At 49.1% G+C, this 26,207-nt stretch carries 25 protein-coding genes; 4 read left to right on the top strand and 21 right to left on the bottom strand.

The window, feature by feature from the left end:
- The 17 genes from ACFSUF_RS10250 to ACFSUF_RS10170 form a co-directional block, all read right to left on the bottom strand.
- Positions 1-1,953 carry a stage V sporulation protein D gene (locus ACFSUF_RS10250; protein ID WP_377602606.1) on the bottom strand — a complete coding sequence of 651 codons (1,953 nt, stop codon included), beginning with the start codon at positions 1,951-1,953 and terminating at the stop codon, positions 1-3.
- 94 nt (positions 1,954-2,047) lie between these two features.
- Complete coding sequence (locus tag ACFSUF_RS10245) at positions 2,048-4,258, bottom strand: penicillin-binding protein (RefSeq protein WP_377602605.1); 2,211 nt, start codon at positions 4,256-4,258, stop codon at positions 2,048-2,050.
- 18 nt (positions 4,259-4,276) lie between these two features.
- Complete coding sequence (locus ACFSUF_RS10240; RefSeq protein WP_377602603.1) at positions 4,277-4,678, bottom strand: cell division protein FtsL; 402 nt, start codon at positions 4,676-4,678, stop codon at positions 4,277-4,279.
- Positions 4,679-4,727: 49 nt separating this feature from the next.
- Positions 4,728-5,678, bottom strand: coding sequence for a 16S rRNA (cytosine(1402)-N(4))-methyltransferase RsmH (rsmH, locus tag ACFSUF_RS10235; protein ID WP_377602601.1), 951 nt, complete (start codon positions 5,676-5,678; stop codon positions 4,728-4,730).
- Positions 5,679-5,708: 30 nt separating this feature from the next.
- Entirely contained in the window at positions 5,709-6,146 is a 438-nt protein-coding gene (gene mraZ / locus ACFSUF_RS10230) for a division/cell wall cluster transcriptional repressor MraZ (RefSeq protein WP_377602600.1), read from the bottom strand.
- Positions 6,147-6,281: 135 nt separating this feature from the next.
- Positions 6,282-7,280: a DUF4349 domain-containing protein gene (locus ACFSUF_RS10225; protein ID WP_377602598.1), complete on the bottom strand. Its 999-nt coding sequence runs from the start codon at positions 7,278-7,280 to the stop codon at positions 6,282-6,284.
- 259 nt (positions 7,281-7,539) lie between these two features.
- Positions 7,540-8,802 (bottom strand): adenosylhomocysteinase, encoded by a 1,263-nt coding sequence (locus ACFSUF_RS10220; RefSeq protein ID WP_377602597.1) that lies wholly within the window; start codon positions 8,800-8,802, stop codon positions 7,540-7,542.
- A 31-nt stretch (positions 8,803-8,833) separates the two neighbouring features.
- On the bottom strand, positions 8,834-10,471 hold the full coding sequence (bshC, locus tag ACFSUF_RS10215; RefSeq protein ID WP_377602596.1) for a bacillithiol biosynthesis cysteine-adding enzyme BshC: 1,638 nt from the start codon (positions 10,469-10,471) through the stop codon (positions 8,834-8,836).
- A gap of 280 nt (positions 10,472-10,751) precedes the next feature.
- Positions 10,752-11,708 (bottom strand): ABC transporter ATP-binding protein, encoded by a 957-nt coding sequence (locus tag ACFSUF_RS10210; RefSeq protein WP_377602594.1) that lies wholly within the window; start codon positions 11,706-11,708, stop codon positions 10,752-10,754.
- The gene (locus ACFSUF_RS10205) at positions 11,705-12,700 is read right to left on the bottom strand and encodes an ABC transporter ATP-binding protein (protein ID WP_377602592.1); all 996 of its coding nucleotides are present in this window, start codon (positions 12,698-12,700) and stop codon (positions 11,705-11,707) included. Before ACFSUF_RS10205 ends, ACFSUF_RS10210 begins: the two co-directional genes overlap by 4 nt.
- Positions 12,701-12,713: 13 nt before the next feature.
- Entirely contained in the window at positions 12,714-13,661 is a 948-nt protein-coding gene (locus tag ACFSUF_RS10200) for an ABC transporter permease (protein ID WP_377602591.1), read from the bottom strand.
- Positions 13,662-14,591, bottom strand: a complete 930-nt coding sequence (locus ACFSUF_RS10195) for an ABC transporter permease (RefSeq protein ID WP_377602589.1) — start codon at positions 14,589-14,591, stop codon at positions 13,662-13,664.
- A 177-nt stretch (positions 14,592-14,768) separates the two neighbouring features.
- Positions 14,769-16,409, bottom strand: coding sequence for a peptide ABC transporter substrate-binding protein (locus ACFSUF_RS10190; protein ID WP_377602588.1), 1,641 nt, complete (start codon positions 16,407-16,409; stop codon positions 14,769-14,771).
- Positions 16,410-16,690: 281 nt separating this feature from the next.
- On the bottom strand, positions 16,691-16,963 hold the full coding sequence (locus ACFSUF_RS10185) for a late competence development ComFB family protein (protein ID WP_377602586.1): 273 nt from the start codon (positions 16,961-16,963) through the stop codon (positions 16,691-16,693).
- A gap of 14 nt (positions 16,964-16,977) precedes the next feature.
- Positions 16,978-17,370 (bottom strand): DUF3397 domain-containing protein, encoded by a 393-nt coding sequence (locus tag ACFSUF_RS10180; RefSeq protein ID WP_377602585.1) that lies wholly within the window; start codon positions 17,368-17,370, stop codon positions 16,978-16,980.
- 2 nt (positions 17,371-17,372) lie between these two features.
- Positions 17,373-18,329 carry a ketopantoate reductase family protein gene (locus ACFSUF_RS10175; protein ID WP_377602583.1) on the bottom strand — a complete coding sequence of 319 codons (957 nt, stop codon included), beginning with the start codon at positions 18,327-18,329 and terminating at the stop codon, positions 17,373-17,375.
- 129 nt (positions 18,330-18,458) lie between these two features.
- Entirely contained in the window at positions 18,459-19,121 is a 663-nt protein-coding gene (locus ACFSUF_RS10170; protein ID WP_377602581.1) for an RsfA family transcriptional regulator, read from the bottom strand.
- A gap of 299 nt (positions 19,122-19,420) precedes the next feature.
- Here ACFSUF_RS10170 and ACFSUF_RS10165 point away from each other — a divergent pair, with 299 nt between their 5' ends.
- Positions 19,421-19,657, top strand: coding sequence for a DUF2626 domain-containing protein (locus ACFSUF_RS10165; RefSeq protein ID WP_377602580.1), 237 nt, complete (start codon positions 19,421-19,423; stop codon positions 19,655-19,657).
- Positions 19,658-19,711: 54 nt separating this feature from the next.
- Here ACFSUF_RS10165 and ACFSUF_RS10160 read toward each other — a convergent pair whose 3' ends face one another.
- Positions 19,712-20,833 (bottom strand): class I SAM-dependent methyltransferase, encoded by a 1,122-nt coding sequence (locus tag ACFSUF_RS10160; RefSeq protein WP_377602578.1) that lies wholly within the window; start codon positions 20,831-20,833, stop codon positions 19,712-19,714.
- An 83-nt stretch (positions 20,834-20,916) separates the two neighbouring features.
- Between ACFSUF_RS10160 and ACFSUF_RS10155 the strand changes: the two genes are divergently transcribed.
- A complete protein-coding gene (locus ACFSUF_RS10155; protein WP_377602577.1) occupies positions 20,917-22,005 on the top strand; it encodes a hypothetical protein in 1,089 nt (362 codons plus the stop codon).
- On the opposite strand, the gene ACFSUF_RS10150 is transcribed toward ACFSUF_RS10155, so the two are convergent.
- Positions 21,994-23,259, bottom strand: coding sequence for an extracellular solute-binding protein (locus ACFSUF_RS10150; RefSeq protein ID WP_377602576.1), 1,266 nt, complete (start codon positions 23,257-23,259; stop codon positions 21,994-21,996). The genes ACFSUF_RS10155 and ACFSUF_RS10150 overlap by 12 nt on opposite strands.
- Before the next feature lie 159 nt (positions 23,260-23,418).
- Between ACFSUF_RS10150 and ACFSUF_RS10145 the strand changes: the two genes are divergently transcribed.
- The gene (locus tag ACFSUF_RS10145; RefSeq protein ID WP_377602574.1) at positions 23,419-23,916 is read left to right on the top strand and encodes a hypothetical protein; all 498 of its coding nucleotides are present in this window, start codon (positions 23,419-23,421) and stop codon (positions 23,914-23,916) included.
- Between the two features lie 46 nt (positions 23,917-23,962).
- Here ACFSUF_RS10145 and ACFSUF_RS10140 read toward each other — a convergent pair whose 3' ends face one another.
- Positions 23,963-25,294: a PhoH family protein gene (locus ACFSUF_RS10140; RefSeq protein WP_377602572.1), complete on the bottom strand. Its 1,332-nt coding sequence runs from the start codon at positions 25,292-25,294 to the stop codon at positions 23,963-23,965.
- 108 nt (positions 25,295-25,402) lie between these two features.
- Here ACFSUF_RS10140 and ACFSUF_RS10135 point away from each other — a divergent pair, with 108 nt between their 5' ends.
- Positions 25,403-25,948 (top strand): YhcN/YlaJ family sporulation lipoprotein, encoded by a 546-nt coding sequence (locus tag ACFSUF_RS10135; RefSeq protein ID WP_377602570.1) that lies wholly within the window; start codon positions 25,403-25,405, stop codon positions 25,946-25,948.
- A 61-nt stretch (positions 25,949-26,009) separates the two neighbouring features.
- On the opposite strand, the gene ACFSUF_RS10130 is transcribed toward ACFSUF_RS10135, so the two are convergent.
- Positions 26,010-26,162 carry a hypothetical protein gene (locus tag ACFSUF_RS10130; RefSeq protein ID WP_377602569.1) on the bottom strand — a complete coding sequence of 51 codons (153 nt, stop codon included), beginning with the start codon at positions 26,160-26,162 and terminating at the stop codon, positions 26,010-26,012.
- Positions 26,163-26,207: the final 45 nt, after the last annotated feature.

Here is a 26,207-nt window from a genome sequence, read left to right as displayed (position 1 = left end):
TCACTGTGTTGGCTTCGATTCTTTCTTTTCAGCCGGGTCTTCTCCCAGATAAATCCGGATCGTCGATCCGCGGTCCACACGGCTGCCCGGCTTAGGCGCTTGGCTGATGACGGTATTCCCCGTTCCGGACGCAGACAACATAAAGTTCGAATTCAAATCCTCGTATATGTCCACAACAGTGGCTCCAACCAGATTCGGCACCGTTACTACCGGGGTTTCACCGTAGCGGTACTCCTTATCCAGCTGCTCTTTCCGCGGCTCCACCCCCATGTAGCGAAGGGAGTCTCCGAGAATATTCTTTACGATCGGCGCTGCAATCAGGCCTCCGAATTGAAGCCCTTTCGGGTCGTCAACCGCAACATAAACGACGATTTGCGGATCGTCCGCAGGCGCGAATCCGATGAAAGACACGATATGTTCATCTGAAGAATATCTGCCGTTGATCACTTTCTGGGCCGTACCCGTTTTGCCGCCGACCCGGTATCCGTCGATAAAGGCGTTCCGGCCGGTCCCGTTTGCGACGACACTTTCCAGGGTTTCCCTCACTTTTTTGGAGGTTTCCGGGGAGATGACCTGGCGTACGAGCTCCGGCTTCATTTCCTGGACCGTTGCCCCCGTTTCCGGGTTGACCCATGCTTTGGCAACATGCGGCTTGTAAAGCTTGCCGCCGTTAATTGCAGCCGAAATGGCCGCAACCTGCTGGATCGGGGTAACGGAGACGCCTTGGCCGAAAGCGGTAGTAGCAAGCTCTACAGGTCCGATTTGGGAAGGCTTGAACATGATTCCGTTCTCCTCGCCCTGCATGTCGATCCCGGTCTTTTTACCGAATCCGAAGTCTTTAATATACTGAAAAAGCTTATCTTTGCCAAGTCTCTGTCCAAGAGCGACAAAACCGGGATTGCAGGAGTTTTCCACAACCTGGGTGAATGACTGGCTTCCGTGGCCTCCCCGCTTCCAGCACCGGAGACGGGCGCCTCCCACCTCTACGGAGCCTTTATCGTAGAAGTGATCATGTTCCAAGTCTACTTTGCCTTCTTCGATAGCGGCGGACAAGGTGATGATCTTGAATGTGGAACCGGGCTCGTACGTCATCCATATTGGTAAATTACGGTTATACGTTTCAGATGGGTATTCTCTGAACTTATCCGGTTCGTAATTAGGCCTGCTTGCCATCCCGAGAATCTCCCCATTCTTGGGATTCATTGCAATCCCGATGACATGTTTCGCCTGATATTGAATCATAGCCTGATCAAGCTCTCGTTCCATAATAGACTGTACATTCTTGTCTATGGTGAGCTGCAGATTCAGGCCGTCTTTAGGTTTTTCGTATTTATCCGTCGAATTGGGCATGGTACTCCCGTTCGCGGTTGAAAGATATGATATATTGCCTTTCAGGCCGTTCAGCATTTTGTCATAAGTCAGTTCAATGCCGGCAAGACCTTGGTTATCGATACCGGTAAAACCGAGGATATGAGAAGCAAGGCCGCCGAAAGGATAATATCGTTTGTTGTCTTCCGCGACCACCACGCCGGGCATGTTCAGGTCGCGGATCTGCTGCGCTTTTTCAAGAGTAATTTTACGGCCTCCGGGCTGGATGTTTACACTGCTTGTTTTCTTTTTGAGCAGAGCAAGCACCTTCTCCTTAGACATTCCCAGCATCTCAGCCAGCCGGGCTGCCGTGCCTTCCTTGTCCTTCACCTGCACAGGAATGGCCATGATGGTCGGAGATGAGATGTTATAAGCAAGGGGTGTACCGTTCCGGTCCGTGATCTCCCCCCGCTTTGGCTGCACCGGAATGAGGCGCCGCCAAGAGTCCTCCGCCTTAGCCGATAATTCCGCCCCGCGCCAAATCTGCACGACGCCAAGCCGGAACATTAAGGCCGCAAATAACACTGTCATAATGATAATAGCTGTAAACAATCTGCGCCGTACGGTCACATTGGAAACTCTCAAAGCCGTCCCCTCCCAGGTCCAGTGAATAAGTCATAATTGGTTTCATAACATGACTATTCGGGACAAGGAGGGGATAGAACAAGCCCCTCTTAGGTCAGTCGTCCGAGCCTTCTTCCGCCTTTGTCTCAGCCTTTGTCTCTGCCTTAGCTGCTTCTGTAATGCTCATAGGCTTCAAAGCAAGCTTCAAAGTCCGGACCCCCTTTACCGTCTGCAGAGACTGCGCAGTAACGTACCCTTCTCCGCTGATACTGGCCTGCAGCCCCAGCAAAGAGCTGATCTGGAGCGCCTCTTGCAGCGGTTTGCCCGACAGGTCAGGGACATCGGTCTTATCAGGGGTCGAAGTGAGCAAGTATACTCTCTGTCCGGCGGACATCATCCCGCCTGGTTGAGGGATCTGATCGGTTACTTTAGCTCCTTTACCTAGCACCATGTAGGAGATGTCTCCGGAGTTTAATTGTTCCTTCGCCTCCTTAACGGAGACTCCCAGCATATTCGGAACGTTAATACCTGGCTCGCTTTGCTCTACTTTGGTTGTTGTGCTCTTCTTTGTCGAAGAAGGAACTTTCATATAACGCAAAGATTGGGACACGATTTCCTGGAAGATCGGAGCTGCCACCGCACCGCCGCCAAGGTCGCTGGGTACATCCGGTTCGTCTACCAGGACATAGACGAGAATTCTGGGATCTTCAACCGGAGCGTAGCCGATAAAAGACACAACGAACTTGTCGTCGGAATATTTTCCGTTAATAACCTTTTGAGCCGTACCCGTTTTGCCCGCTACACGGTACCCTTCAATATAAGCGTTGCGGCCGGTCCCGATTTTCCTGTCGGATACAACCTGTTCCAAATACTCGCTGACTTTCTTGGACGTTTCGGGTGAAATCACCTGGGCGACTTGCTTTGGTTCAAATTTCTGAATGACTTTCCCGTTGGCCGGATCTTTAATTTCTTTCACGATGTGCGGCCACATCAGCTTTCCGCCGTTTGCAACTGCCGCAATCGCTGTCACCTGCTGAATCGGAGTCACGTTAACCTGCCCTTGTCCATACGTTGCGCTTGCGGCATCTGTCCTGGTTGGAAATTCAATAGTCCTGGAAACTTCGCCCGGAAGATCTACACCCGTTTTTTGGCCGAAGCCGAACTTATGAATATAATCCAGAAATTTCTCAGGTCCCAACTTTTCGTAACCTAAATGTACAAAAGCCACGTTACTGGAACGCTTTAACCCTTCCAAATAGGTAATTTTGCCCCAGCCGCCCCGTTTAATATCCCTGACCAGTTTACCCGGCACACGGATGGATCCCGACTGGTATTTGGCATTAGGATCAAACAGCCCTTCCTCAACTGCTGCAGCCAGTGTCACAATTTTGAATGTCGACCCTGGTTCGTATACGGAAGCTACCGCATGATTCATAAAAGCGGATAAATCTTTTGTTTCCCAGAAGGCTTCCGGATTGAAATCCGGCGTATTCGCGAGCCCCAGAATTTCCATCGTTTTCGGATCTACCGCCACCGCCGTCATGCTTTTCGGATGATATTCGCTGTCCGCCTTACGAAGCGCTTCTTCCATAAAATGCTGGATGTTCTCGTCAATAGTTAACGTTATGTTGTCCCCGTCTACTGCAGGCTTATATTCCACTTTAGCATCCGGCAGCCGCTGGCCTTTCCGGTCTTTCTCATAGGCAATCGAACCTGCTGTGCCCATCAAGGTTTTGTCGAAGAACGCTTCAAGCCCTATGGCCGGCTTACCTTCTTTAGTCACATAGCCGAGTACGTGCGATGCCATTTCTTCTTTAGGATAATAACGTTTGAAATCTTCCGTCAAAATAATGCCTACATTATTCTTTCCTGTCTTTTCCCGAAGCGTTTTCTTTAGTTGATCGATCTTATCTTTGGCTTCCGTATCCACTTTCCGGCCGTCTTTGCCGAGCTCTCTGTACTTTCTGTACGCTCCGCCGCTGCCCTTGGAGTTGACACTGTCCCTGATCTTGCTCTCGGCAATGCCAAGAATACGGTGCAGCCCTGCTACTACTTCGTCCTGAATGCCCAGCTTGTGGATGATGTCCGGATCGACCGCTACGGTATAGGCTTCCCCGTCTTTGGCCAGCACTTTGCCGTTCCGATCCGTAATTGATCCCCTAACGGGCAATATCGTATTTTCCGCGGCCCATTGCTTTTCAGCATTTGCCAGCCAAAACGAACGGCCTGATACCTGGATCGTATACATTTGGATCAAAATGCCCATAAAAAAGAGGGTGATTACTCCCCCTATAAAAAGTGTGCGCATTCGGATTTTTTTGTACATGTCAAAATCCCTCACTATTTATTCTGTTATAGCAACCTCGGAGGAAGCTTTGGTTTCCGGCATGATCAGTTCTTCCGACTTATCCGTCCCCTCTACAAAACCTTGTGCCTTCGCGCGCTGTTCCAACTCTTTCGGATTCATCATCGCCTCCAGCTTCAGCCTCATCTTGCTGTTCTCCGTTTGCAGTACTTTAATGTCTTTCTCTACCTTTTGCAGCTGCAGATTCATTTCATAGATTTGAGCATAGCGCAAAATAATAGCCCCTGCAACCAACACGCCGACAGCGATAGCAAACATGAGCAGCAAACGCTCTTGTGTAGAGATTTTCTTGCGTACGACAATTCTCGTCTGCTCTTTGACTCGCGTTACCTTAGGCTGCTTCCGTTCCACAGCCAGATTCCCGTGAATATATCCTGCCACTTGATTTCCCCCTTACTTATGTAACCTTCCGGTCCTTAGGTCTAAGAACTTATAGTTTCTCCGCAATTCTCAACTTCGCCGAGCGTGCGCGCTGATTTGCTTCCAATTCTTCTTCCGAAGCTATGATCGGTTTGCGGTTCACGAGCTTGATGACACCCTTCTTCCCGCAGACGCACATCGGGAAATCCGGCGGACAGGAACATTTCTCCAACATTCCTGCAAAAATCTGCTTACAGATCCGGTCTTCCAAAGAATGGAACGTAATGACCGATACCCGGCCACCCGGCGCTAAACAGCTAACCGCATCCGTTAAAGCTTCCTCAAAAGCCCCCAATTCATCGTTTACAGCAATCCGGAATGCCTGGAAACTGCGTTTGGCAGGATGTCCTCCCGTCCTTCGTGCCGCCGCGGGAATCCCTTCCTTGATCAGCTCAGCCAACTGGCTTGTCGTCTCAATCGGAGCGGTTTTCCTGGCCTCCGCAATACCGCGGGCAATGCGCCTGGAAAACTTCTCTTCTCCGTAAACATATAAAATCCGGGCAATCTCTTCTTCCGGCCATTCGTTAGCAATCGTGTATGCAGTCAGTTCCGCTGATTGGTCCATTCTCATGTCCAGCGGTGCGTCCTGATGATAACTGAATCCGCGGTCCGCTTCGTCCAACTGAGGCGAAGAGACGCCGATATCGAACAGGATCCCGTCGACCTGTGGAATTCCATTCAACTGCGGAACCGGAAGCGAGGCGAGTGCCTGCTTAATATATCTGAAATTCGTTTTCACAAGGGTAACCCGGTCCATGTAAGGCTTGAGTCTCTGTTCTGCGTTGCGTAAAGCAATGTCATCCTGATCAAAAGCAATTAATCTGCCTGACCCGCTGAGCTGAGAAGTAATTAATTCGCTGTGTCCCGCTCCGCCGAGCGTGCAGTCCACGTAAATGCCGTCCGGCCTAATATTCAGGCCTTCTACCGATTCTTCTTTAAGTACTGTAATGTGATGAAACAAGTTGATAGTCCTCCTAGATTCCCGGCCGGTTTACAAATCAAAATTGAAATCGACCAACTTTTCAGCAATTTCATTGAAAGAAGTTTCAGATTGACTGAAGTAACCTTCCCACACTTCTTTGCTCCAAATTTCCACACGATTCGACACGCCGAGCACGACGCAATCTTTCTCCAGCTTTCCGTGCTCCCGCAAGGTATTCGGTAAGTTTACCCTTCCCTGTTTGTCCAACTCGCATTCGGTGGCGCCTGAAAAGAAGAACCGGGTGAACGCGCGGGCATCCGACTTCATCAGGGGAAGCGCTTTGAGCTTCGTCTCCAGCACTTTCCACTCTTCCATCGGGTATACGAATAAGCAGTTGTCCAATCCGCGGGTAACCACGAAATTGGTCCCCAGGGCGTCGCGGAATTTGGCAGGAATGATCATGCGGCCTTTATCGTCGATCGTATGCTGATATTCACCCATGAACATTACTCTACCACACCTCCACCCCAAGTCACCACTTTACCCCACTTTTCCCCACTCTGAAACACTATTCTATATAAAAAAAGAAAATCCTGCTTGTTAGCAGGATTTTCTAGAAAATATTTTAGATGGTAAATGACTCTATTCTTTCGATGTAGTTTCTGAGGCCTGATCAGTTAGTTGAACTGTTTTCTTCTGCTTGCGGATGACAAACCAATAAACCAATGCCAGCGCGGGCAGGATGATAATAAGTAAAGGCAGAAGTCCGGCCAGCAAGATAACGGCAGCTTCCGCAATCGATACAAGGAATCGTCCGCTTTCTTTCATTGCATTTCCCGCTCTGTCAAAGAGGGGATCTTTCGCAGTATCCTGCTTTGCTGCTGCCGGCTCCAGCGGCTGGTATACCCGAAGCTGAATGGTAGAGAAAGCTACATTTTCGTCAAGGTAACGGGTGCGCCCTTTAATGCGTTCAATCTCCTCTTGTACCGCCCCAAGTTCTTTTGAGAAGGCCACCAAATCACTTGCCTTTTGGGCATTTTCCATGAAGCTCAGCAGGCGTGCTTCCACCACTTGCTTGGCTTTTAACCGGGCTTGCAGGTCTACATATTCCTCCGTCACATCCGTGCCCTGCACACTGCGCTGAAGCTCCACCGGTTTCATTTTTTCCAGTTCTCCGATGAAGTTCATAAATCCTCCCGCCGGCACCTTAATGGTAAAATTCCCGCCTAGTTCGTTGAGGGACTTGCTGTCTGTAAATTCAATCATGTAGCCTCCGGAGAGCGTAATCAGGTTTTGAAGAGCGGATTGAGCCTTAGCGTAATCCTTCACTTCCATCGTCAGATTCGCCCTGTAAATCAGTTTCTGGCTTAGAGCCGGAATATTGGCGGTACTCATTCCGGCAGAAGGAGAAGCTGCCTTGTCGTCCGCGGAGGTCGTACTCGCTTCCGTTGATGCCGGCGCGGAATCTGATCCGCTTTGGGACATGGATTCGTCCTTCGGGGCAGAATCGGCCATATTGGCAATGCCCGCACCGTCAGCTGCTTTGTTTGAATCGGCTGCAGAGCATCCGTTTAACAACCCCGCTGCCAATACAACTAACATCATCAAAGCCCAGCCTCTGGTTTTCCAAATTCCTTTCATCTAACATCCCCCTTTATTTGTAATGGCACTATTAGATATATAGACGAAATCAACTTGAAAATGTTGCCAATCAAGGGGCCTTCTCCGCATTATTTTACAAAGTGTACCATCAGCAAAACAATCCGAATCTCGAGAAAAAGGGCTGACCCCCAAGGTATCTTTACCTCAGAGAGCAGCCCGTTTCATTTTTATATTAACCTTTACCCTTGCAAGACGGATCTTCTCGCATCTTGTCCTGTTCCAGACATATCCCCATCAATTACTGGTCTGTCCAGCTGTCCAAGTAAGCCTTTTGTTCTTCCGTCAGCCGATCGATCGCAATCCCGAGCGACTCCAGTTTGATCGCTGCTACTTGCTGGTCCGTTTCATATGGAACGTTGACAACTGCCTTATCCAGTTCTTCATACTTGTCGTTCACATATTTCAAAGACAACGCCTGCAGAGCGAACGTAGTATCCATAATTTCGGCCGGGTGACCGTCTCCTGCGGCCAGGTTCACGAGACGCCCTTCCGCCAGGACGTATATGTTACGGCCGTCACTTAGCTTGTATTCTTCTATATTACGTCTTACGGTACGGATGGAAACGGATTGGGCCGCAAGCTCAGGCTTGTTGAATTCTACGTCGAAGTGCCCCGCATTGGAAAGCAGCGCTCCATTCTTCATCACTTTATAATGCTCGCCGCGTATGACATCTTTATTGCCGGTGACCGTTATGAAGAAGTCGCCTACTTTCGCTGCTTTCAGCATCGGAAGCACTGTGAAACCGTCCATATAGGCTTCTACTGCTCTGATCGGGTCAATTTCGGTTACTACGACCTGCGCACCCAGCCCTTTGGCACGCATAGCGACTCCTTTGCCGCACCAGCCGTATCCCACGACAACTACCGTTTTGCCGGCAACCATCAGATTGGTCGTACGGTTGATCCCGTCCCACACAGATTGACCTGTGCCATACCTGTTATCAAACAGATACTTACAGTAGGCATCGTTCACGGCCACCATCGGAAATTTCAGCTGTCCTTCTTTCTGGAGTGCCTTCAGCTTAATGATACCGGTTGTCGTTTCCTCTGCGCCGCCGCGGATCTGTCCGGCCAAATCCTGACGCTCTGAATGCAAAATGGTCACCAGGTCGCCGCCGTCATCGATAATCAGGTCCGGCTTCGTCTCGAGCGTTCTGATAAGCAGACTCTTGTACTCTTCCGGGGTCGGATTGTATTTTGCAAAAACCGTGATCCCGTCTTCCACCAATGCCGCACAAACATCGTCTTGCGTAGAAAGCGGGTTGCTGCCGGTAATTGTTACATCCGCACCGCCGGCTTGGACCACTTTCGCCAGGTAAGCTGTTTTAGCCTCTAAATGAAGGCAGATTGCTACCTTAAGGCCCTTGAAAGGCTGCTCCTTTTCAAACTGCTCCCTTACCCGGTTCAAAACCGGCATATGGGCATTTACCCAGTCGATTTTCAATTTCCCTTCCGGTGCCAATGCCGGATTTGCTATGATGCTGTGCGCTTTTGCACTCATATTTTATTAAAGCCTCCTACACACTCATGATTTATAAATACACAATCTGATGGTCTTTCGAGGTTTGAGGTTCCCGGCCAATCAACCCATGCAGCCAGTCTTCTCCAAACTTATTGATAAAGTGATACACATTCAACACGCGTTCCTGAGGCCTTCCAAGCGGTGTCAACACAGCTCCGATCCGCTCCCAATGACGCAGAGAGGCGTCGAATTGGGCATGGTAAGCATCCTGAGCCTTTCCTTCCAGGAATTCGATTTGATCAAGAATTCGTTGGCGGTTCGTTTCAGCCAATTGACCGACACCGTTGTTGATCGTACCTACCAGTTCCACAAGAGGTGCATACATGGCGTGAAACTCGTTCCTCGCCGCTGCAAACCGCTCTTTCAGCTGCAGCGTATCCTGCCCTTCCAGCCATGCCTGCTTGCACTCTTCTAACCGAAACAGAGCATCTTCCGCGGATAGGCCAAACTTCGTGAAATGCTTATGCAGCGTGCCTTCCACCAGTGTATACTCCTGTCTAGGCACTAACAAAGGCATCCTGAGTCCGAACTCGCGGAACGCATCCTTTGTGAGGGCCCAGTAAGCGAGCTCTCCAGGCCCCAGCACGGAAGCCAGCACCGGCAGCAGAACGTCCTGCATGAGCGGACGCGTCATCACATTGTTGCTGAAGGTGCCCGGCTCGCTACCGGCGGCCGCGAGCAGCTGCGCCTCAGACAAGCGGAACGTCCCCCGCTTGTCGGTGAAATCCGCGCCGTCCCGCTGCAGCAGGACGCGCTCCCCGTCCCGGAAAACGAACACGTTCGCGTTTTGCGGGACGACCTCGGCGGCCGGGGCGAAGCCGGCCGCCTCTATACGGCGCTTGGCCGACTGCAGCGCGTCGGCCAGAGCGCCGTTACGCCCGATGAGCTGCGCGAACATCGGGCCCTCAAGTGCGCGCAGATTCGGATCATCCGAATCAAGCAGCACGAGGCCGTACCGGCCGAACAGCTGCGCCATCGAGCGCGCAAAGAAATCGCTCAGCGTCGCAGACGACGCTGCGGCTTCACGCAGCTGCCCGAGCAGAACCGGCTTGAACTCCGTATCCTGCAGCAGGCCGGACAGCTCGTTCAACGCGTCCTCCCAGACGGCGCTGTCGATGGCAGTTCTGCTTACAGCCGTACGATGTCCCGTAGGATGCTCAATCTTTAATTTATGTATCTGCGACTCCGCGTTCAGTACGAAGGTATGGTTCGCTTCGTCGAAATCATGGTCCTCCCCCGCAATCCAAAAGACGGGGACGACCGGAACCCCCAGCGCCGCTTCCGCACGCTTCGCTGTCTGAAGGATCGTAACCGCTTTATAGATTACAAGCAGCGGTCCCGTGAACAAACCGGCCTGCTGGCCTCCGACAACGGCCAAGGTGCCGCTTTCGCGCAGGCGGCGGACGTTCGCCAGCGTTTCTTCGCCCGCTCCTGCGCGGCGGTTATAAGCCTCCAGTACGTCGGCTACCGCGCTGCGGGCAACCCGTTGAACCTGCCCCTCGCTGCTTTCCAGCCATGCAGCGCGTTCTTTCCATGACGCAGACGCCGAAGGGTCGTATTCGTAAAGAGAGCTAACCTGTGTATAATTGCGTATGTAGGCTTCAGCTAAAGGCTGGCTCCGCTTCCACTGAACTTGCTCCGTCTTCATCCTTAGCCTCCATCCTAATTTTAAGTAAGTACATAATCTAAATTATTGTACACCTATGCCTTGTTTCCGTCAAAGAGATTCAACGGAATTTCAACACATTCTCTTCTTTAGATTCCCCTAAAATTTAGGAACATGCAAGGTAAAATAACCGGAACCGTCCTTTTGGCAAGAGTTGGTTCATTCCGGAGTAATTTCAGAACGGGTGTAAGATCCATGCTTGCTGTCTTCAGAAGTTTCAAAGAAAAAAACCGGCGCCTTTCGGCACCGGTTCTAAACCTCATTATGCATAATGGCAAGCCACAAAATGTCCTGGCTGCGCCTCGCGGAATGCTGGCTCTTTCTTAGCGCACTCTTCCGTTGCCAAAGGGCAGCGGGTACGGAAGAAGCAGCCGCTCGGAGGGTTCACCGGGCTAGGCAGTTCACCTTTGAGTACAATTCTCTCACGATTGGCTTCTACATCCGGATCCGGAATCGGAATCGCGGACAGAAGCGCTTTAGTGTAAGGGTGCAGCGGGTTGGCGTACAGCTCATTGCTGTCTGCAAGCTCAACCATTTTGCCCAGGTACATTACCGCCACACGGTCCGAAATATGCTTAACCATGGACAAGTCATGCGCGATGAACAAATAAGTCAGGCCCATCTTCTGCTGAAGCTCTTGCAGAAGGTTAACGACTTGAGCCTGGATGGATACATCCAACGCGGAAATCGGCTCGTCACAGATAATCAGCTTAGGATTTACCGCCAATGCGCGGGCAATCCCGATTCTTTGACGCTGGCCTCCGGAGAACTCGTGAGGATAACGGGTCGCATGGTCCGGGTTCAGGCCAACCAGATCCAGCAGTTCTTCTACTCTTTTCTTGCGCTCTTGCTTAGTGTTCACTAAACCGTGAATATCCAGCGCCTCACCGATAATATCGGTTACCGTCATCCGCGGGTTAAGCGATGCATAAGGATCTTGGAAAATCATCTGCATATCGCGGCGCAATGCTTTCATTTTGTTGCCGCTCAGCTTATAGATGTCCTTACCTTCAAACTTCACTTCGCCGGATGTCGGCTCGTACAAACGAAGAATGGTACGGCCGGCTGTGGATTTACCGCAGCCGGATTCCCCTACCATCCCAAGAGTTTCCCCTTTACGGATCGAGAAGGAAATATCGTTAACGGCTTTCAGCGTGTTGCCTCCGCCGATATTGAAGTGTTTGCTGAGGTTCTTTACCTCAATCAAATTCTCGCTCATTGTGCCACCTCCTGTGCAAGAGGATGCTGCAGCCAGCAGCTCACGAAGTGAGTATCGCTCAGCTGAGTCATGATAGAATCTTTATTCGCGCAGATATTCATCGCGTCGTCGCAGCGGGAGCAGAATCCGCAGCCTGCAGGCGGTTTGATCAGATCCGGCGGAGTTCCGAAGATCGGAACCAACGGCTCGTCTTTCTTCTGGTCCAGACGCGGAACGGAGCGCAGCAATCCTTTGGTATACGGATGCTGAGGATTTTTGAAAATCTCCCACTTCGTACCTGTTTCGACTACTTTACCGGCATACATAACGATAACGCGGTCGCACATGTCGGCAACAACACCAAGGTCATGCGTAATCAGGATAATCGAAGTGCCCAGCGTTTTTTGAAGATCCTTCATCACCGTCATGATTTGGGCTTGAATCGTTACGTCAAGCGCTGTTGTAGGCTCATCAGCAATCAGAAGAGACGGGTTACAAGCCAATGCGATCGCGATCATGGCACGTTGTCTCATACCGCCCGAAAATTCATGCGGGTATTGCTTGATCCGGGATTCAGGATTCGGAATGCCAACAAGCTTCAGCATTTCAACCGCACGTTTATTCGCTTGATCTACGCTCATCTTCTGATGCTTGATCAGACCTTCCGTGATCTGCTTACCGATCGTAATCGTCGGATTCAGCGAGGTCATCGGATCCTGGAAGATCATTCCCATGTCTCTTCCACGGATATCTTCCATTTCTCTTTCGGTCTTCTTCAAAATATCCTGCCCCATAAATTCGACGGAGCCGCTCTTTATAATAGAAGGGGGGCTTGGAATCAGACGCATCAGAGTTTGTGCAGTTACGGATTTACCGCAGCCGGATTCCCCTACGATGCCGACAGCCTCACCTTTGTTTACATGAAAATTAACGCCGCGCACAGCCTGAACTTCACCGCCGTACACTTTGAAAGAGACCCGCAGGTCTTTCACTTCTAACAATTTCTGAGACATAGCGATCCACCTCCTACTTCTTCATCTTCGGATCCAACGCATCGCGCAGACCGTCACCGAATAAATTAAATGCTAGCATGGTAATACTGATAAGAAAGGCCGGGAACAGAAAACGCCAAGGATACAGTCTCCAGGCAGTCATAGCTTCGTTGATCATTGTTCCCCAGGAAGCTGCAGGGGACTGAACACCCAGTCCGAGGAAGCTTAAGAAAGCTTCGGCAAAAATCGCACTTGGTACGGTAAGTGTCAATGTAACAATAATAGGACCTAGAGAATTCGGGATCAAATGGCGGAATAAAATTCTGCCCGATCCAGCGCCCAGGGCACGGGAAGCCAGTACATACTCTTGGTTCTTCAACTGCATGATCTGCCCTCTGACAATCCAGGACATGTTAATCCATCCCGTGATACAAAGAGCGATAATAATCGTGGTCATTGAAGGCTCCAGAACGACAGAGATCAGAATGACAATCAACAGGTAAGGAATGGCATAAAGAACTTCGGAAGTCTTATTCATGACTTCATCCACTCTGCCTCCGAAATATCCCATAATACCGCCGTATACTACACCTACGATAAGGTCAATCAAAGCGGCATATATACCTACTTGCAAAGAAATTCCGGCTCCCATCCATGTGCGGGCAAACATGTCACGGCCTAAGTCGTCCGTTCCAAACCAATGTTCACTGGAAGGCTTCAAGTTTGTTGCGTTCAAATCATTCGTATAGTAGTCATGCGGTGTCAGTACAGGCCATATAATGGCCATGACAACCAGCAGAATAATCGTAATCAATCCAGCCATTGCAAGTTTATTTTCTTTTAAGCGGATCCAGGCGTCCTGCCATGCAGTCAAGCTTTGGCGGGAAATCTTGTCCGGAGTTTTCAGATCGTTGCTTAACTTCTGAAAATCCTGGTTGCTCACCGGAATTTGCTGTGTCTCTACAATTGGTTGAGTAGCCATCTATTTCCCTCCTTTTCCAAGCTTGATTCTAGGGTCTACAAAGACATAGGCTACGTCCGTAAGGAAACGCGCTGCCATCAGAATAACGGCATAGAATAATGTGATACCCATAATTAAAGTATAGTCACGATTGCTGACGCTTTGTACAAAATATTTCCCAAGGCCTGGAATACCAAAAATTTGTTCCACAACTACAGAACCGGTGATGACATTGGCTGTCAGAGGACCAACATAAGTTACTACCGGCAGAATACCATTACGGAGTGCATGGCGAATCATGATAACTCGTTTTCCCAAACCTTTCGCTCTAGCAGTCTTAATATAGTCAGATGCCAGCACTTCAAGCATGCTCGAACGTGTCAAACGGGCGATAAACGCGATAGGAAGAGCGGACAAAGCAATAACGGGCATGACAAAGTCGAACGGACCATTCAGACCTGCAACGTTAAAGAGTCCAAATTTCTCACCTAGTACATATTGTAATAGAGAAGCTAATACAAAGTTAGGAACGGATACACCTAATACAGCAAGCACCATGGATGCATTATCGAGAAACTTACGGTGGTGCAACGCAGCAACCATTCCCAAGGCAAGGCCGACAATAACGGAAACAATAATTGCTACAATACCAAGTTGAGCTGAGTAGATAAAAGAGTTATTAATAATGCTGACTACAGACGTGTGCTGCATTTTCATCGACATACCCAAATCCCCTGTCAACAGGTTCTTCAAGTAATTTACATACTGTTCCGGAAGTGGTTTATCGAGTCCGTAGTAAGCCATAATTTGTTTTTTAATTTCCGGCGGGATTGCTTTCTCGGATTGAAAAGGGTCGCCTGGTATGATTTTCATCAGGAAAAACGTAGCAGAGGCAAGTATGAACAACGAAATGAGCATATATAGGATCTTGCTTGATAGATAACGTGTCATGCGCCCTTGGCACCTCCTAAAAATATTTTGTCCTTAGTTTATTTTAAAGGCTAAAGCCTTTATAAGCCATCTCATATTATTTCCATATTGAAAAGCAGATTTTTAGACAACAGAAAATTCGGGATATATATGGCTACCATACATATCCCGAATTCCCACAATCACTTTAGTCGAAACTTACTTGTTTTCAACATAACCGCGCGTGAAATCGATGTCGCCTTTGTAGTCGAACGTGATGTTCTTGAAGTTAGGTTTCAGCAAACCTACGCTTGTGTAGTAGTAGATCGGCATGATGATCATATCATCTGTAATCATTTTTTCTGCTTTCGCCATAGCTGTCATACGAACCTTCTCATCCGAAGAAGCTTTAGCCTCGTTAACCAGCTTGTCGAACTCAGGGTTTTTCCAGCCGGTATCATTGTTGCCGCTGTTGGACGTGAACAGGTCGATATAAGTCATCGGATCGTTGTAGTCCGCTCCCCAACCTGCGCGAGCTACCTGGTAGTTCAGGTTTGTACGGTTTTTCAGGAATACGCCCCACTCTTGAGCTTCGATTTTCACATCTACGCCAAGGTTCGTTTTCCACATGCTTGCGATTGCTGTAGCAATCTTCTTATGACCAGCACCTGTGTTATGGATTAGAGTGATCTCAGGAAGCTTGGAGTAGCCTTTTTCCTGCATACCTTTTGCAAGAAGAGCTTTTGCTTCTGCATTGTCTTCTTTAAACAGATTGCTTTCTTGTTCTTTGCGGAATTCGTCTTTCTCCCCTTTGATGCCTGGAGGTACGAATGCAAAAGCTGGTAATTGCCCTGCAAGTGTAACTTTGTCAACGATTTGCTGACGGTCAATGGACATTGCAAAAGCTTTACGGATATTTACGTTATCGAACGGTTCAGCAGTTGTGTTGAACACGTAGTAGTAAGAGCTTGCAATTGGGTCAATACGCATTTCCTCTTTTTTGGATTCTTTCAGCACCGGAATTTGATCCAAAGGAATTTCACCTGTAGGTGCACCGGAGTAATCCAGTTGGCCGGTCTCATACATGGAAAGCTCAGTAGAAGCATCGTCAACCATAGCCATTTTCACTTCAGACAGTTTTACTTCGTCTTTAGCATAGTAGTTATCGGATTTCTTCAGCGTGATGCTGTCGTTATGCTTCCAGTCAGCGATTGTGAAAGCGCCGTTACCAATGATTGTGCTTGCTTCTGCTGCAAAAGCAGGGTTAGCGGATACGGACTTCTCATGCTGCGGGAAGTAAGTGAAGAAGGACAGCAGACCCAGGAAATATGGAGTCGGTGCTTTCAGCGTGATAACCAGCGTCTTGTCGTCTTGCGCTTTCACGCCGACTTGATCAGCTGTAACGCCATCTTTCTTAGAGTTGTACTCTTCCGCATTTTTCAGGTAGTACAATTGATAAGCATAAGGAGAAGCAGGTTGCAGGTTTGGATCCAGGATACGTTTCCAGGCAAACTCAAAGTCTTTAGCCGTAACCGGGTCGCCATTACTCCATTTCGCATCATCGCGAAGGTTCATGGTGTAAGTAAGGCCGTCATCGGAGATCTTCCAGTCCTTAGCAACGCCAGGCTGAACTTCTGCTTTCTCGTTCTTTGTAGTCAGACCCTCGTAAATTGCGTTCAACACTGTGAAAGATGTGTTGTCCTGTGCTTGCGCCAAGTCCAAAGAAGGCGGCTCAGTGTGCAGGTTCATACGGAATACTTGCTCTCCGGACCCGCCGGTGCCTTTCGTGCCGCAGCCCGCCAGGACAGTTCCGGTCATCAGAACCGCAGCAAGACCCAAAGCTAAACTCTTTTTCTTCATGCTACCTTTTCCCCTTTAAGTAAATTTTTTGTGTATCAGTGTTCCTCATTATACAACCATTGGTCAATAAAATCTAGCGAAATTTTCAGACTTTTTAACCATGAAAGTTTCGCCATTTTTGAGACTAACGATGTATATGCGTAATATATTATTACACGAACACGAATAACTGCAACAAATTTTTTCTGGATGTCACGTTCCCTAACATGAACACTGGTAGAAAAGCCTTGTTTACTTATTTTAAATATTATTCGACAAAAATACAATATATTATTGTTCTTTTAAAAATCTCCTGGACGTTCCTCGTTTCTTACCTTATCCAACGCATACGAAATCTCCCGGTATACATCGGTCTCCACCTGCATACGCAGCTGGGTTTTCGCGAACACTTCGCCCTTCACGGTGGAAACATACTTTGGGGGCAAATGATTCAAGGCAATTGCTATTACATCGCTTTGGGCCTTCTCGTCCAGTTCGGCCAATGCTTCTTGTGTATGCATTAATTCCTTCAGGCAGGCTTTCACGATGTCTTCCATCAAATTATGTACGGTCATGGCTGGCACACTCCTTAGGCTGTGAGGATTTGCTTACTGATTCCCCATATCATAAATAGAATATAAAAGAAACTTAGTACAAGAAAGCTCATGCGCCATAATGCCCTGCTCAGCTTCGGCACATTTACTTTACCTTTAATCCGGTTCTGGGCGCTTCCGATCAGTCCCGCCGACAGCAGCAGAAACAATAGAATACCATAAAATCCGAAACCGGACGAAAACAGACGGTTGAACAGCGCCGCTACAGCAGCTATCAGAAATAAAGTGGTAATATCCATTGCAATGCCCGCAGCTTGTTTACGATTTTTGACAATGCCGTATCCGATCAGCCAGGCCGCGGCAAAAGGTATCACAGGAACAACTGCCATCATTCCGAACAAATTGGAGATGCCCTCCAGTATGAACATAGTTACGATCCTCCGGAAGTTTGGGATTCGATCGTCTTCACCATTCTACAAACCGTCTTATGTACTTGGAGCTGGATGCCATGCCGCTGAGCCAGTTGAATCAGGCTGCCGTTGATCCAATCGATCTCCGTTGTACGGCCGGCCTCCAAATCTTGCAGCATTGAGGAACGGTTGGCCGCAGTCTTATTGCAAACTTCCAGAATACGCTCCCACAATCCTGCGGGGAGACTAATTCCTTCAGCAGACATAACCTGTATTCCTTCTTCGAACAGGTCTCTCATTAAGGAGAGGGAAGCTTCCCGTGCCGGCAGCTCTCCGTTCGTAATTCGAGCAATGGCTGTCAGAGGGTTGATGACGGCATTGATTAGCAGCTTTTGGTAGATGACGCTCACCATCTCATTCGACAAACGGGCTGTAAATCCTGCTTCGGCAAAAGCTTCGGGCAACTTTTTTTCCGGCATGCCTGCTGGAGCGGCATCAAGGCGGCCGATTTCTGTGAGGCCGCGGCCGGTGTGCGTTACGGCGCACGGTGACGTTCGCCGAGCGCCCTCGGTTGTGACCGCCGCATACAGCAGATGCGGCGGGAAGACGGCGGCGAGGGCCTCCATGTGGCCGACGCCGTTCTGGAAGCAGAGCAGCCGGGTCGACGGCCCGGCGAAGCCCCTCAGCTGCGCGAGGAACTCACGGTGATGCAGATCCTTCTGCTTCACCGTGAGGAAGAGCCAGTCCGGCGCCGCGGGGCCGGATGGCCCGGCCGCTCCGGGCGCGGCAAAGCTGGCGGCTCGGACGCGCGCCAGCGCGGCGGTGCCGCCGGCGTCCGTGAACGCCAGCCCGCGGGCGTTCACGAGCTGCGCCTGCTCCGCCGTGCGCGTGACCAGAAGCACGGCGTGACCGGCGAGGCTGAAGCGAGCCGCCAGCAGCAGGCCTATCGATCCTGCACCGACAATAGTAATCTGCATAAATTGTCCCGACCTCTCCTGTTATGTAAAGCCAATATAACAAATGCTTCCTATGAATTCAAACACGGCCCCAAATAGAAAAAAGCCGCTCTCGCGAGCGGCTTTTGTATCTTAACTTTGACGTTGTAATTATTCGATTCTCTCCAAATTGCCGTTAGCGTCCATCTTGAACCTTGACCTCGGCTCATCTTCTTCCTCTGCCAAGAAAGCAAGCTTTCTTGCACGGTCCATGATTTGTATAAGTGCTTTATAATCGTCGTTTACTACACGATAATCCGTCTGCACTTCACTAACCTCTTTGGAAAGCTTGGAATTTTCTCTGCGAATGCGCTCCAACTCTTCTTCCCGGTCGCGCAGCTCTCTCTCAAGCTGTTTAATTTGCCGTGACATCTCCTGAAACGTGGATTTGGACTGGCGAAGGAAACGAATGACGGCGTCAATGGAAAGAGACTCTTCTGATACAGACTCTGTACGATAGCTAGACGTGTCTTCATAGGATTCCAGCGATACCGAAGAAACCTGTGCTTCCTGCAGCGACGGCGAGGATTGCTGCTTCTTTACATAGCTTTTCTTTTGACGCTGGGCTTTCGCGATCTGGATGGCGGCTTCGTATTTTTTGCGGACACAGCTGTTCCATCTGAAGCCGCAGGCTGCGGACGTTCTGCCGATCCTCTCCCCCACCTCTTCAAAGGCTGCCAGCTGAGTGCTGCCTTCTCTAATATGGCGAAGCGTAATATCCGCAAGCATTAGATCGTCTTCCGCGCTCCATGCATCCTGTCTAATAGCTGACATGTTTGCCATAACCTCCTAACCATAGTTTCACCTGTATAGGGAAAATAAGTCGTAATTTTAACTGCATACTTTATCTCTATGCCCTTAGTAGAGTTCATAGAATCTATTTGATACTATTTGGTATATCCATTTTTTAGGGCAATCATACGTAGCTTCATTCAAAAAGAGAGGCGCTGGACAAAGGGACAACATCTGAAAAGTTTACCATTTCGTCAAAAGTGGACAGTTTACTTCATGAAGGGGTATAGGTATAATGTTCAATAGATAATTACGATCGCATACGAGAGGGGGATTTATTCGTGGCACGCATGTTTCGGGTACTTGGATTTTGGACGCTCGTGATCGGCTTGATGGCTTTTATCGGCGACATGACGGAGATGGCGTTGTTGTTCTTCTTCCAGACTGCAGTGTTCGTCTTACTGGGATATTTGAATTTCTCCGAAAGAACTTACATATTAATGTTCTGGGGCTATATGATCCTTTCGTTTTTAGGATTCACTTACTGGACCTTCTTTCAAATGGGTCTCCCTTTCTAAGGAACGACCTGACAAACAAGGCGCTGACTTTTAGTCAGCGCCTTGTTTTCGCTTCTATCTTTTTACCCCTTTGGACTGCAGCATCACTTTGAACAGTTCGCTCATTTGATCGCTCAGCAGCAGCTGACGAATCCCCCTGTTCCTGCGGGCTGCGGGGCTAAACGGGTCTTGAACGGCATGTTCCTGAAGCTCGCCAAGTATGCCCGCTTCCACCAGAAATTCCTTCTGAGTCTTCAGCGAAACCAGTTCCAACCCTGCTTGCTCGCCCGCGTCGATACAGGCTGAGAAATTTACATGAGCCGTCATATCCTGCTCTCCGACCCGAATGAACGGATCCGAGGAAGCCTGATGCTGATAATAACAAAGCAGCGTTCCTTCCCGCCGATGGGCAGCGTACAGTTCCTCCGCCTCATGACCGTAATCCAGCGTTAAGACATATCCGCTTTCGACAGCTTGGCCGATTTCCTTCATCCATGTTATGGCATCCATATTCACTTCCGCTTTCTGGCCAACGGCAGGCGAGGGAAGATAGGCGGATAAATAACATTCATGTTCCGGTACAGGCTTTCCTTCATAAATTTCTATAAACTTACCGCTGTCTTCACTCCAACCTACCCGAATTTCGCGCCAGCCCGTTCCTTCGTAAATATACCGGTACACCGGAAAAGCATCCGGCACTTCATTGGAAATAACAGCAACCGAACGATACGGACCGCCTTGGATCCACTGTCCGGATGTGAGATGTTCTATTTTGGAGGCATGCCGGGCAAGGGCTTCGTATTGAAGACGGCGGTGAGCAGGGCTTTTCTCTATCGATACATATCGTATTCTTTCATAGATCTCCGGGAACTTCTCTTCCCATGTGTCCAGCATTTGCTTCGCCAGCCTCCCGCTACCGCCGCCCCATTCAACAATCATAATCTGCTCGTCCGGCAGCGAAACAAGGTACGGAGACAGTGCGCAGGCAGTCATTTCTCCCATTAGGCTGCCGACGAACGAACTCGTATAATAATCTCCCTCCCTGCCCAACTTGGGACTATCGGACATATAGTAGCCCCAGCTTTCATGATATAAACATGCTTCCATATAATCGCGAAAAGAAATTGAACCCTCCGTAGAGCCGCTTATCCTGGCAATTAGGCTGTTAATCAGCGGAACCGTTCCTGTTGTGTACACAGATTCGAAACACCTCAATTTTTTGTCATCTTTCCGGCCTCTGTCCGAATAAGTTTAGGAAGAAGGACAAGGGGGTGCTGCTATTGCTGAAATCTATTACGTTATTCTTGAACTTCTTGCTGGCCGCTGTTCTAATCTTTGGCCCAAACCTTCATGCAAGAGCTGAAATCTCTTCAAAAGCTCCTGACCCTGCCCAAGGCTTACTGGAGAAAAGCCTTACCCTAATCGAGCTGAACCGGGAACTGGACAGGATACGGGAACAACAGGCTGACATTGCTCTCAAAATAAAGCAAACGGACGTCCGCATCAGCGACCGCGAAAACTCGCTTCAACAACAGAAACAACGGACAGGCGCATTGCTCCGGAGCGTATATACCGGGGAACGTCAGTCGTTATGGACCGTAATGCTGCAAGTCCGCTCCTGGACGGAAGCACTGGAAATCATGGACCTCTTCGGAATAATCATGAAGCAGGACCGTCAGACGATGGACAGCTATGCTTCTTCCGCAAGGCAATTACGCATGGATAAACAAAGTTTGGAACAGCAGCAGGTATCTTTGTCTTCGCTTGAAGACCGCCTTACTCTTCAAAAGAACAGGCTGCAGACTGTCCAGTCCGAAGTGGACCAGGAGCTTGCCGGAAATCCCGATGCAGAGGCACTTCGTTCTCTGATGGAAAATATGTCAAACTACTGGCTGGAGAAAGGGCAAGCCTTGTTTAAATCCTATTTCAGGGCATTAGCCCAGGCTATGAAAGACTTTCCAGAACTGCTTCAGGATAGCAGCCAAGAGTTATCCCTGGAGAGCATGAATTATAAAGTGATCGTGAAGGATGAGGAGCTCAACAAATTTCTTAGGAGAAAAAACGATCTGTTTCAGAACATTGATTTTAGGTTCGAACAGGGACAGTTGATAGCCTCCGGCAGCAAGGACGGGATGGATGTCTTGATTGCAGGCCACTATACAGTGCTTCAGAAGCCCAAAAATGTAATCTCGTTTCATATAGACCGGCTGGAGTTTAACGGGCTTGAGCTTCCTGACACAACACGTTCCGATTTCGAAAACAAGTTTGATTTGGGATTTTATCCACAGAAAATCATGTCTGTATTCAAAGCCAAAAACGTTCGGATCGAGCCCGGAGTATTAACGGTTCAACTCGATTTAGCGCTGTAATTGGCTCCATCTGATGTTAACGGCATCCAAAAATCGTTGGAAATCAGTTTGACCCGAGGCCAGCTTAGCTGCCTCTTCCTTTAGTACAGCAAGCTTAGCAGAGGATTTAGGATCTTGATAAGGCAGAATGGATTGCCGGACTGCAGCGGATACTTTCTCGTAAAGCGGATCCCTGCGAAATACAGCGGATTCATATGTATATTTACTGGCGGGGAGATACTTATAGGCGTTTGGACCCGCAGATACAAAAAACCGGTCGGCTACCGCGGCGATCCAACGGCCGGCCTCTTCCTCCTGCTCCGACAATGTCGAGACCGCGAAGCTCTGCCCTTTCATCCAGCTGCCTGCGGAAGGGTTTCCTTGATTTGAGAGAACTGAGAAGTCCAAACCTTCTCCGGCATGTTCCAAATATTCGGATAACGGCATGATAGCGATGGCCGGATCCCCTTTGGCCAGCTGAATCCACGCATCTTCCCCGCTAATCCCCCATCCGTCCCTCAGCACCTTTTCGATGGTTCCGTCCCATTCGGTTTCCTCAGGAGTAAGAGCCCATTGGCCGTCCTCGCGCCACGGGATATCCATTGCAGACATGAAACTTAAAACTGCATACGGATCATCGTATGGCACAAACATCCGCTCCAGTCCGTTTTTGCGCAGGACCGCTTCATTTGCGGAGCGCCACTTCCCCGAAAATTGCTCCGGATGCAGCCCTGAGGCAAGAAAACTTGAACGATTCCAAACGAGCACATACGGGTCCACATCCCAAGGTATACCCCACAGATATCCGTTCCATTTCACCTGTTCTATAGAACGGTCAAGTCCCTCTGAACTTGGAATATTAGAAAGCAGCGAGTCAACAGGCTTGAGATGTGCGCTTGCCGCAAATGCCAGTAAATCCAGGTTATCCAAAAGCATCAGGTCTGGAGCTTCACCAAGTTCTGCTTTCTCCCAAAGCTCCGCACCTGCCTTGTTCCGGTTCAAATTCACTAGCCGGATTTCTATTTGCGGGCGGCTCATGGCGTAATCGCCGCTGATCGTCTGAAGTCTGGAAAATGCTTTAGGAGGCAGCGAAACGGCAATGGTAAGCACTTTCTTCGCTTGTTGATCCGACAAATCTTCAGATGGCGGGATCGTTGCCTGCTTTACCCTTGAAACAGGAGACTTCTGTAGATTCGTTTGATCGTGACATTCAGTGAGAAGGATCATACTTAGGAGCAGCATCATACTGAGGATCATGCCTTTGCGCCGCAGCATGGCACACTTCCTTTCGGACAGGTTCTTCTTTTCATCATAGCATGTTTCAGCCGCCCTTGTAATCGCTTTATTCCCATACCTTTACCTGTTTGACTTTTCCTTGAAGAGGTTGTCATAATGGTTGCATGAATTGTAAAGATACACTGTAAGGAGGATCCAATGCTGCATTTATACAAGTATGGGCTGCAAATGCATCTCCCTGAAGGAAAACTGCCCGGATATTACGCGCAAATCGTAAAAGCCATTGCCGAGAAGACTGTTCTGTTTGACCGGGACAAGGAGCTGCTGATCGCAGAGACTGACTCCGATAGAGAGGCCATGATCAGCATTATGGACAAATACAAAGTGAGTCATGATTTCCTTGATCTTCTTCTGCTGCCCGAGAATGCGCAGACAGATCCCCTGTTTTCCGACTATGGTTTTGAAAGTAAAGCAGGGAACAGGTATCTCTATGCAGAACAGGTTGTCCTCTACAGTATAGAACGTGGACCGTCTGCGAATGCATACGATGAAGAACAATGCAATGTTCAGCTAAGCGAACACCGGATCGCGTTCTTTTCCATCAACGGGGCCGCGATTTTTGCTGCGGACAGTCAACTGATAGAACTGGTCCAGCGAATCGCAAAAGCCTACGGGATGATTGCCCAACTGCATTAAAAAAAGAAATCACAAAAAAGCAGGGTCTCCCCTGCTTTTGTAATGTTTACAGTAAATCCGTAGCCAGTTGGGCGAGTCCGGACCGTTCCCCTTTTTCCAGTGTGATGTGGCCGCTGATCCCCTGCCCCTTGAACTGTTCCACAATGTAGGTCAGTCCGTTGCTCGATGCATCCAGATAAGGATGGTCGATTTGTTCCGGGTCCCCCATCAGAATAATTTTACTGTTCTCCCCTACACGCGATACAATGGTTTTCACTTCATGTCTTGATAAGTTCTGGGCTTCATCAATGATAATGAATTGTCCCGGAATGGATCTTCCCCGGATATACGTGAGTGCTTCCACTTGGATACTGCCTAGGCCGACCAGAATTTTATCAATATCACCGGGCTTTTTCGTATCAAACAGGAATTCCAAATTGTCGTAAATCGGTTGCATCCAGGGGCGTAATTTCTCCTCTTTCTCTCCAGGCAGATATCCGATATCTTTCCCCATCGGCACAACCGGGCGTGCAATTAACAGTTTCTTGTATTTATGTTCATCCTCTACTTTCAACAGTCCTGCTGCGAGCGCAAGCAGGGTCTTCCCTGTTCCTGCTTTTCCCGTTAATGTAACCAGCGGAATGTCGTCGTTTAAAAGCAACTCCAGCGCCATCCGCTGTTGGGCGTTACGCGCTGCGATTCCCCAGATCGGCTCATTGCTTAAATACAGGGGCTCCAGCTTCTTACCGTCAGGTGTCACCTTCAGAAGGGCTGATTTGGACGTTCCCATCTCGTCCCTCAAAATAACAAACTCATTAGGATGTAGGCCGTAATTCACGTTCAAGTTATTAATGCTAAGGAATCTGTATGTGTAAAACTCATCAATAACGGCCGGATGAACCATCAACGTAACGTATCCCATGTACATATCCGAAAGCTGTACCGTGCGGTCATTGAGATAATCCTGTGCAATCAGGCCCAGCACATCCGCTTTAATCCGGACCAGTGTATCTTTACTTACCATAATTACAGGTTTAGGGTCGGATGTCTGCTGCTGCTCTAAATGATAATTGAGCGCTACGGCCAGAATCCGGTTGTCGTTAGTTACTTCGCTGAACATTTCCTGCATTTTATTGAAACTTTTATGATTCAACTCCACTTTCATCGTACCGCCATTGTCCAGAGCTATACCTTCATATAATTTCCCTTTGTTTCTCAGCCCGTCGAGCAGCCTGGAAATATACCTCGCATTTCTGCCGATTTCATCGGCATTGCGCTTTTTCGAATCAATTTCTTCTAATACAACGGCCGGAATGACGACTTCATTATCCTCAAAAGAAAACATGCTGTTCGGATCGTGCAGCAACACGTTAGTATCCAGTACGAATATTTTTTTCACCTAAAAGTCCCCTCCGTGCATTGGTTTTCCCAAAAAAGGATAATACATAGAAATTTGCTTTAAGGACAAACTATCCATGTTTTTAAAGGAATAGAAAGGGCGAATGTGATGAAAACAATGTGTGCCGTCGTAATAATCCTGAGCATCCTTGCAGGCTGCAACAAGTCTTCTCAGAATGGGGCCGCTCCTGCTCCTTCACATGATAAGTATTATGTAAAAACGGAGCAAACGATACCGGGGCGGCCTGTCATAAATGATTCCAAAAGTGTATCCGCCCACTTGGAGAGCCTTGCCCGAAGCGTCCCTAACGTGAAGGGAGCCAACTGTGTTGTTATCGGAAACACCGCTATCGTTGGATTGGACATCGACGGCAAGCTGGACCGGTCACGGGTCGGCACGATTAAATATGCTGTTGCCGAGGCACTGCGCAAAGATCCTTATGGTAAATACGCCATCGTTACGGCTGACATGGATATTGCCCAGCGAATCCGCGAAATCCGGCAGGATATCGGCAATGGGCATCCTGTCCAAGGGTTCGCGAACGAATTGACCGATATCATCGGCAGAATTATGCCTCAACTGCCAAGAGATGTAAATACACCGGACAATGGCCCTGACAGCGGGCAAAACCAGCTGCATCGGAAAAGCCTCTGACCTGCATAATCCGGTCCTTTCAAGACCATCCTATAAGTAGACGAAAAAAGCCTAAGTTCCGCTAAGGAACTAGGCTTTTTGGCACAGGTGCAGAAACCTGATAGTCAGGCTCAAGCGCCGTCATATTATAAGAGGTGAAGATGGCCGCGAAGGAACCGCTCAAATGCATCTTAAAGCAAGCTGTGATTTTAGCTACTGCTGCAATTTCTGCCATCAAATCAGCCCTCCTAAGAAGCAATCTGATTACAAGCTTAGTATA

The sequence above is a fragment of the Paenibacillus gansuensis genome (genome assembly GCF_042684925.1).
GTDB classification, from domain to species: Bacteria; Bacillota; Bacilli; order Paenibacillales; family DY6; genus Paenibacillus_N; species Paenibacillus_N gansuensis.
Note: the sequence above shows the minus strand (reverse complement) of the source record. Positions and strands in the feature narration are given on the sequence as shown.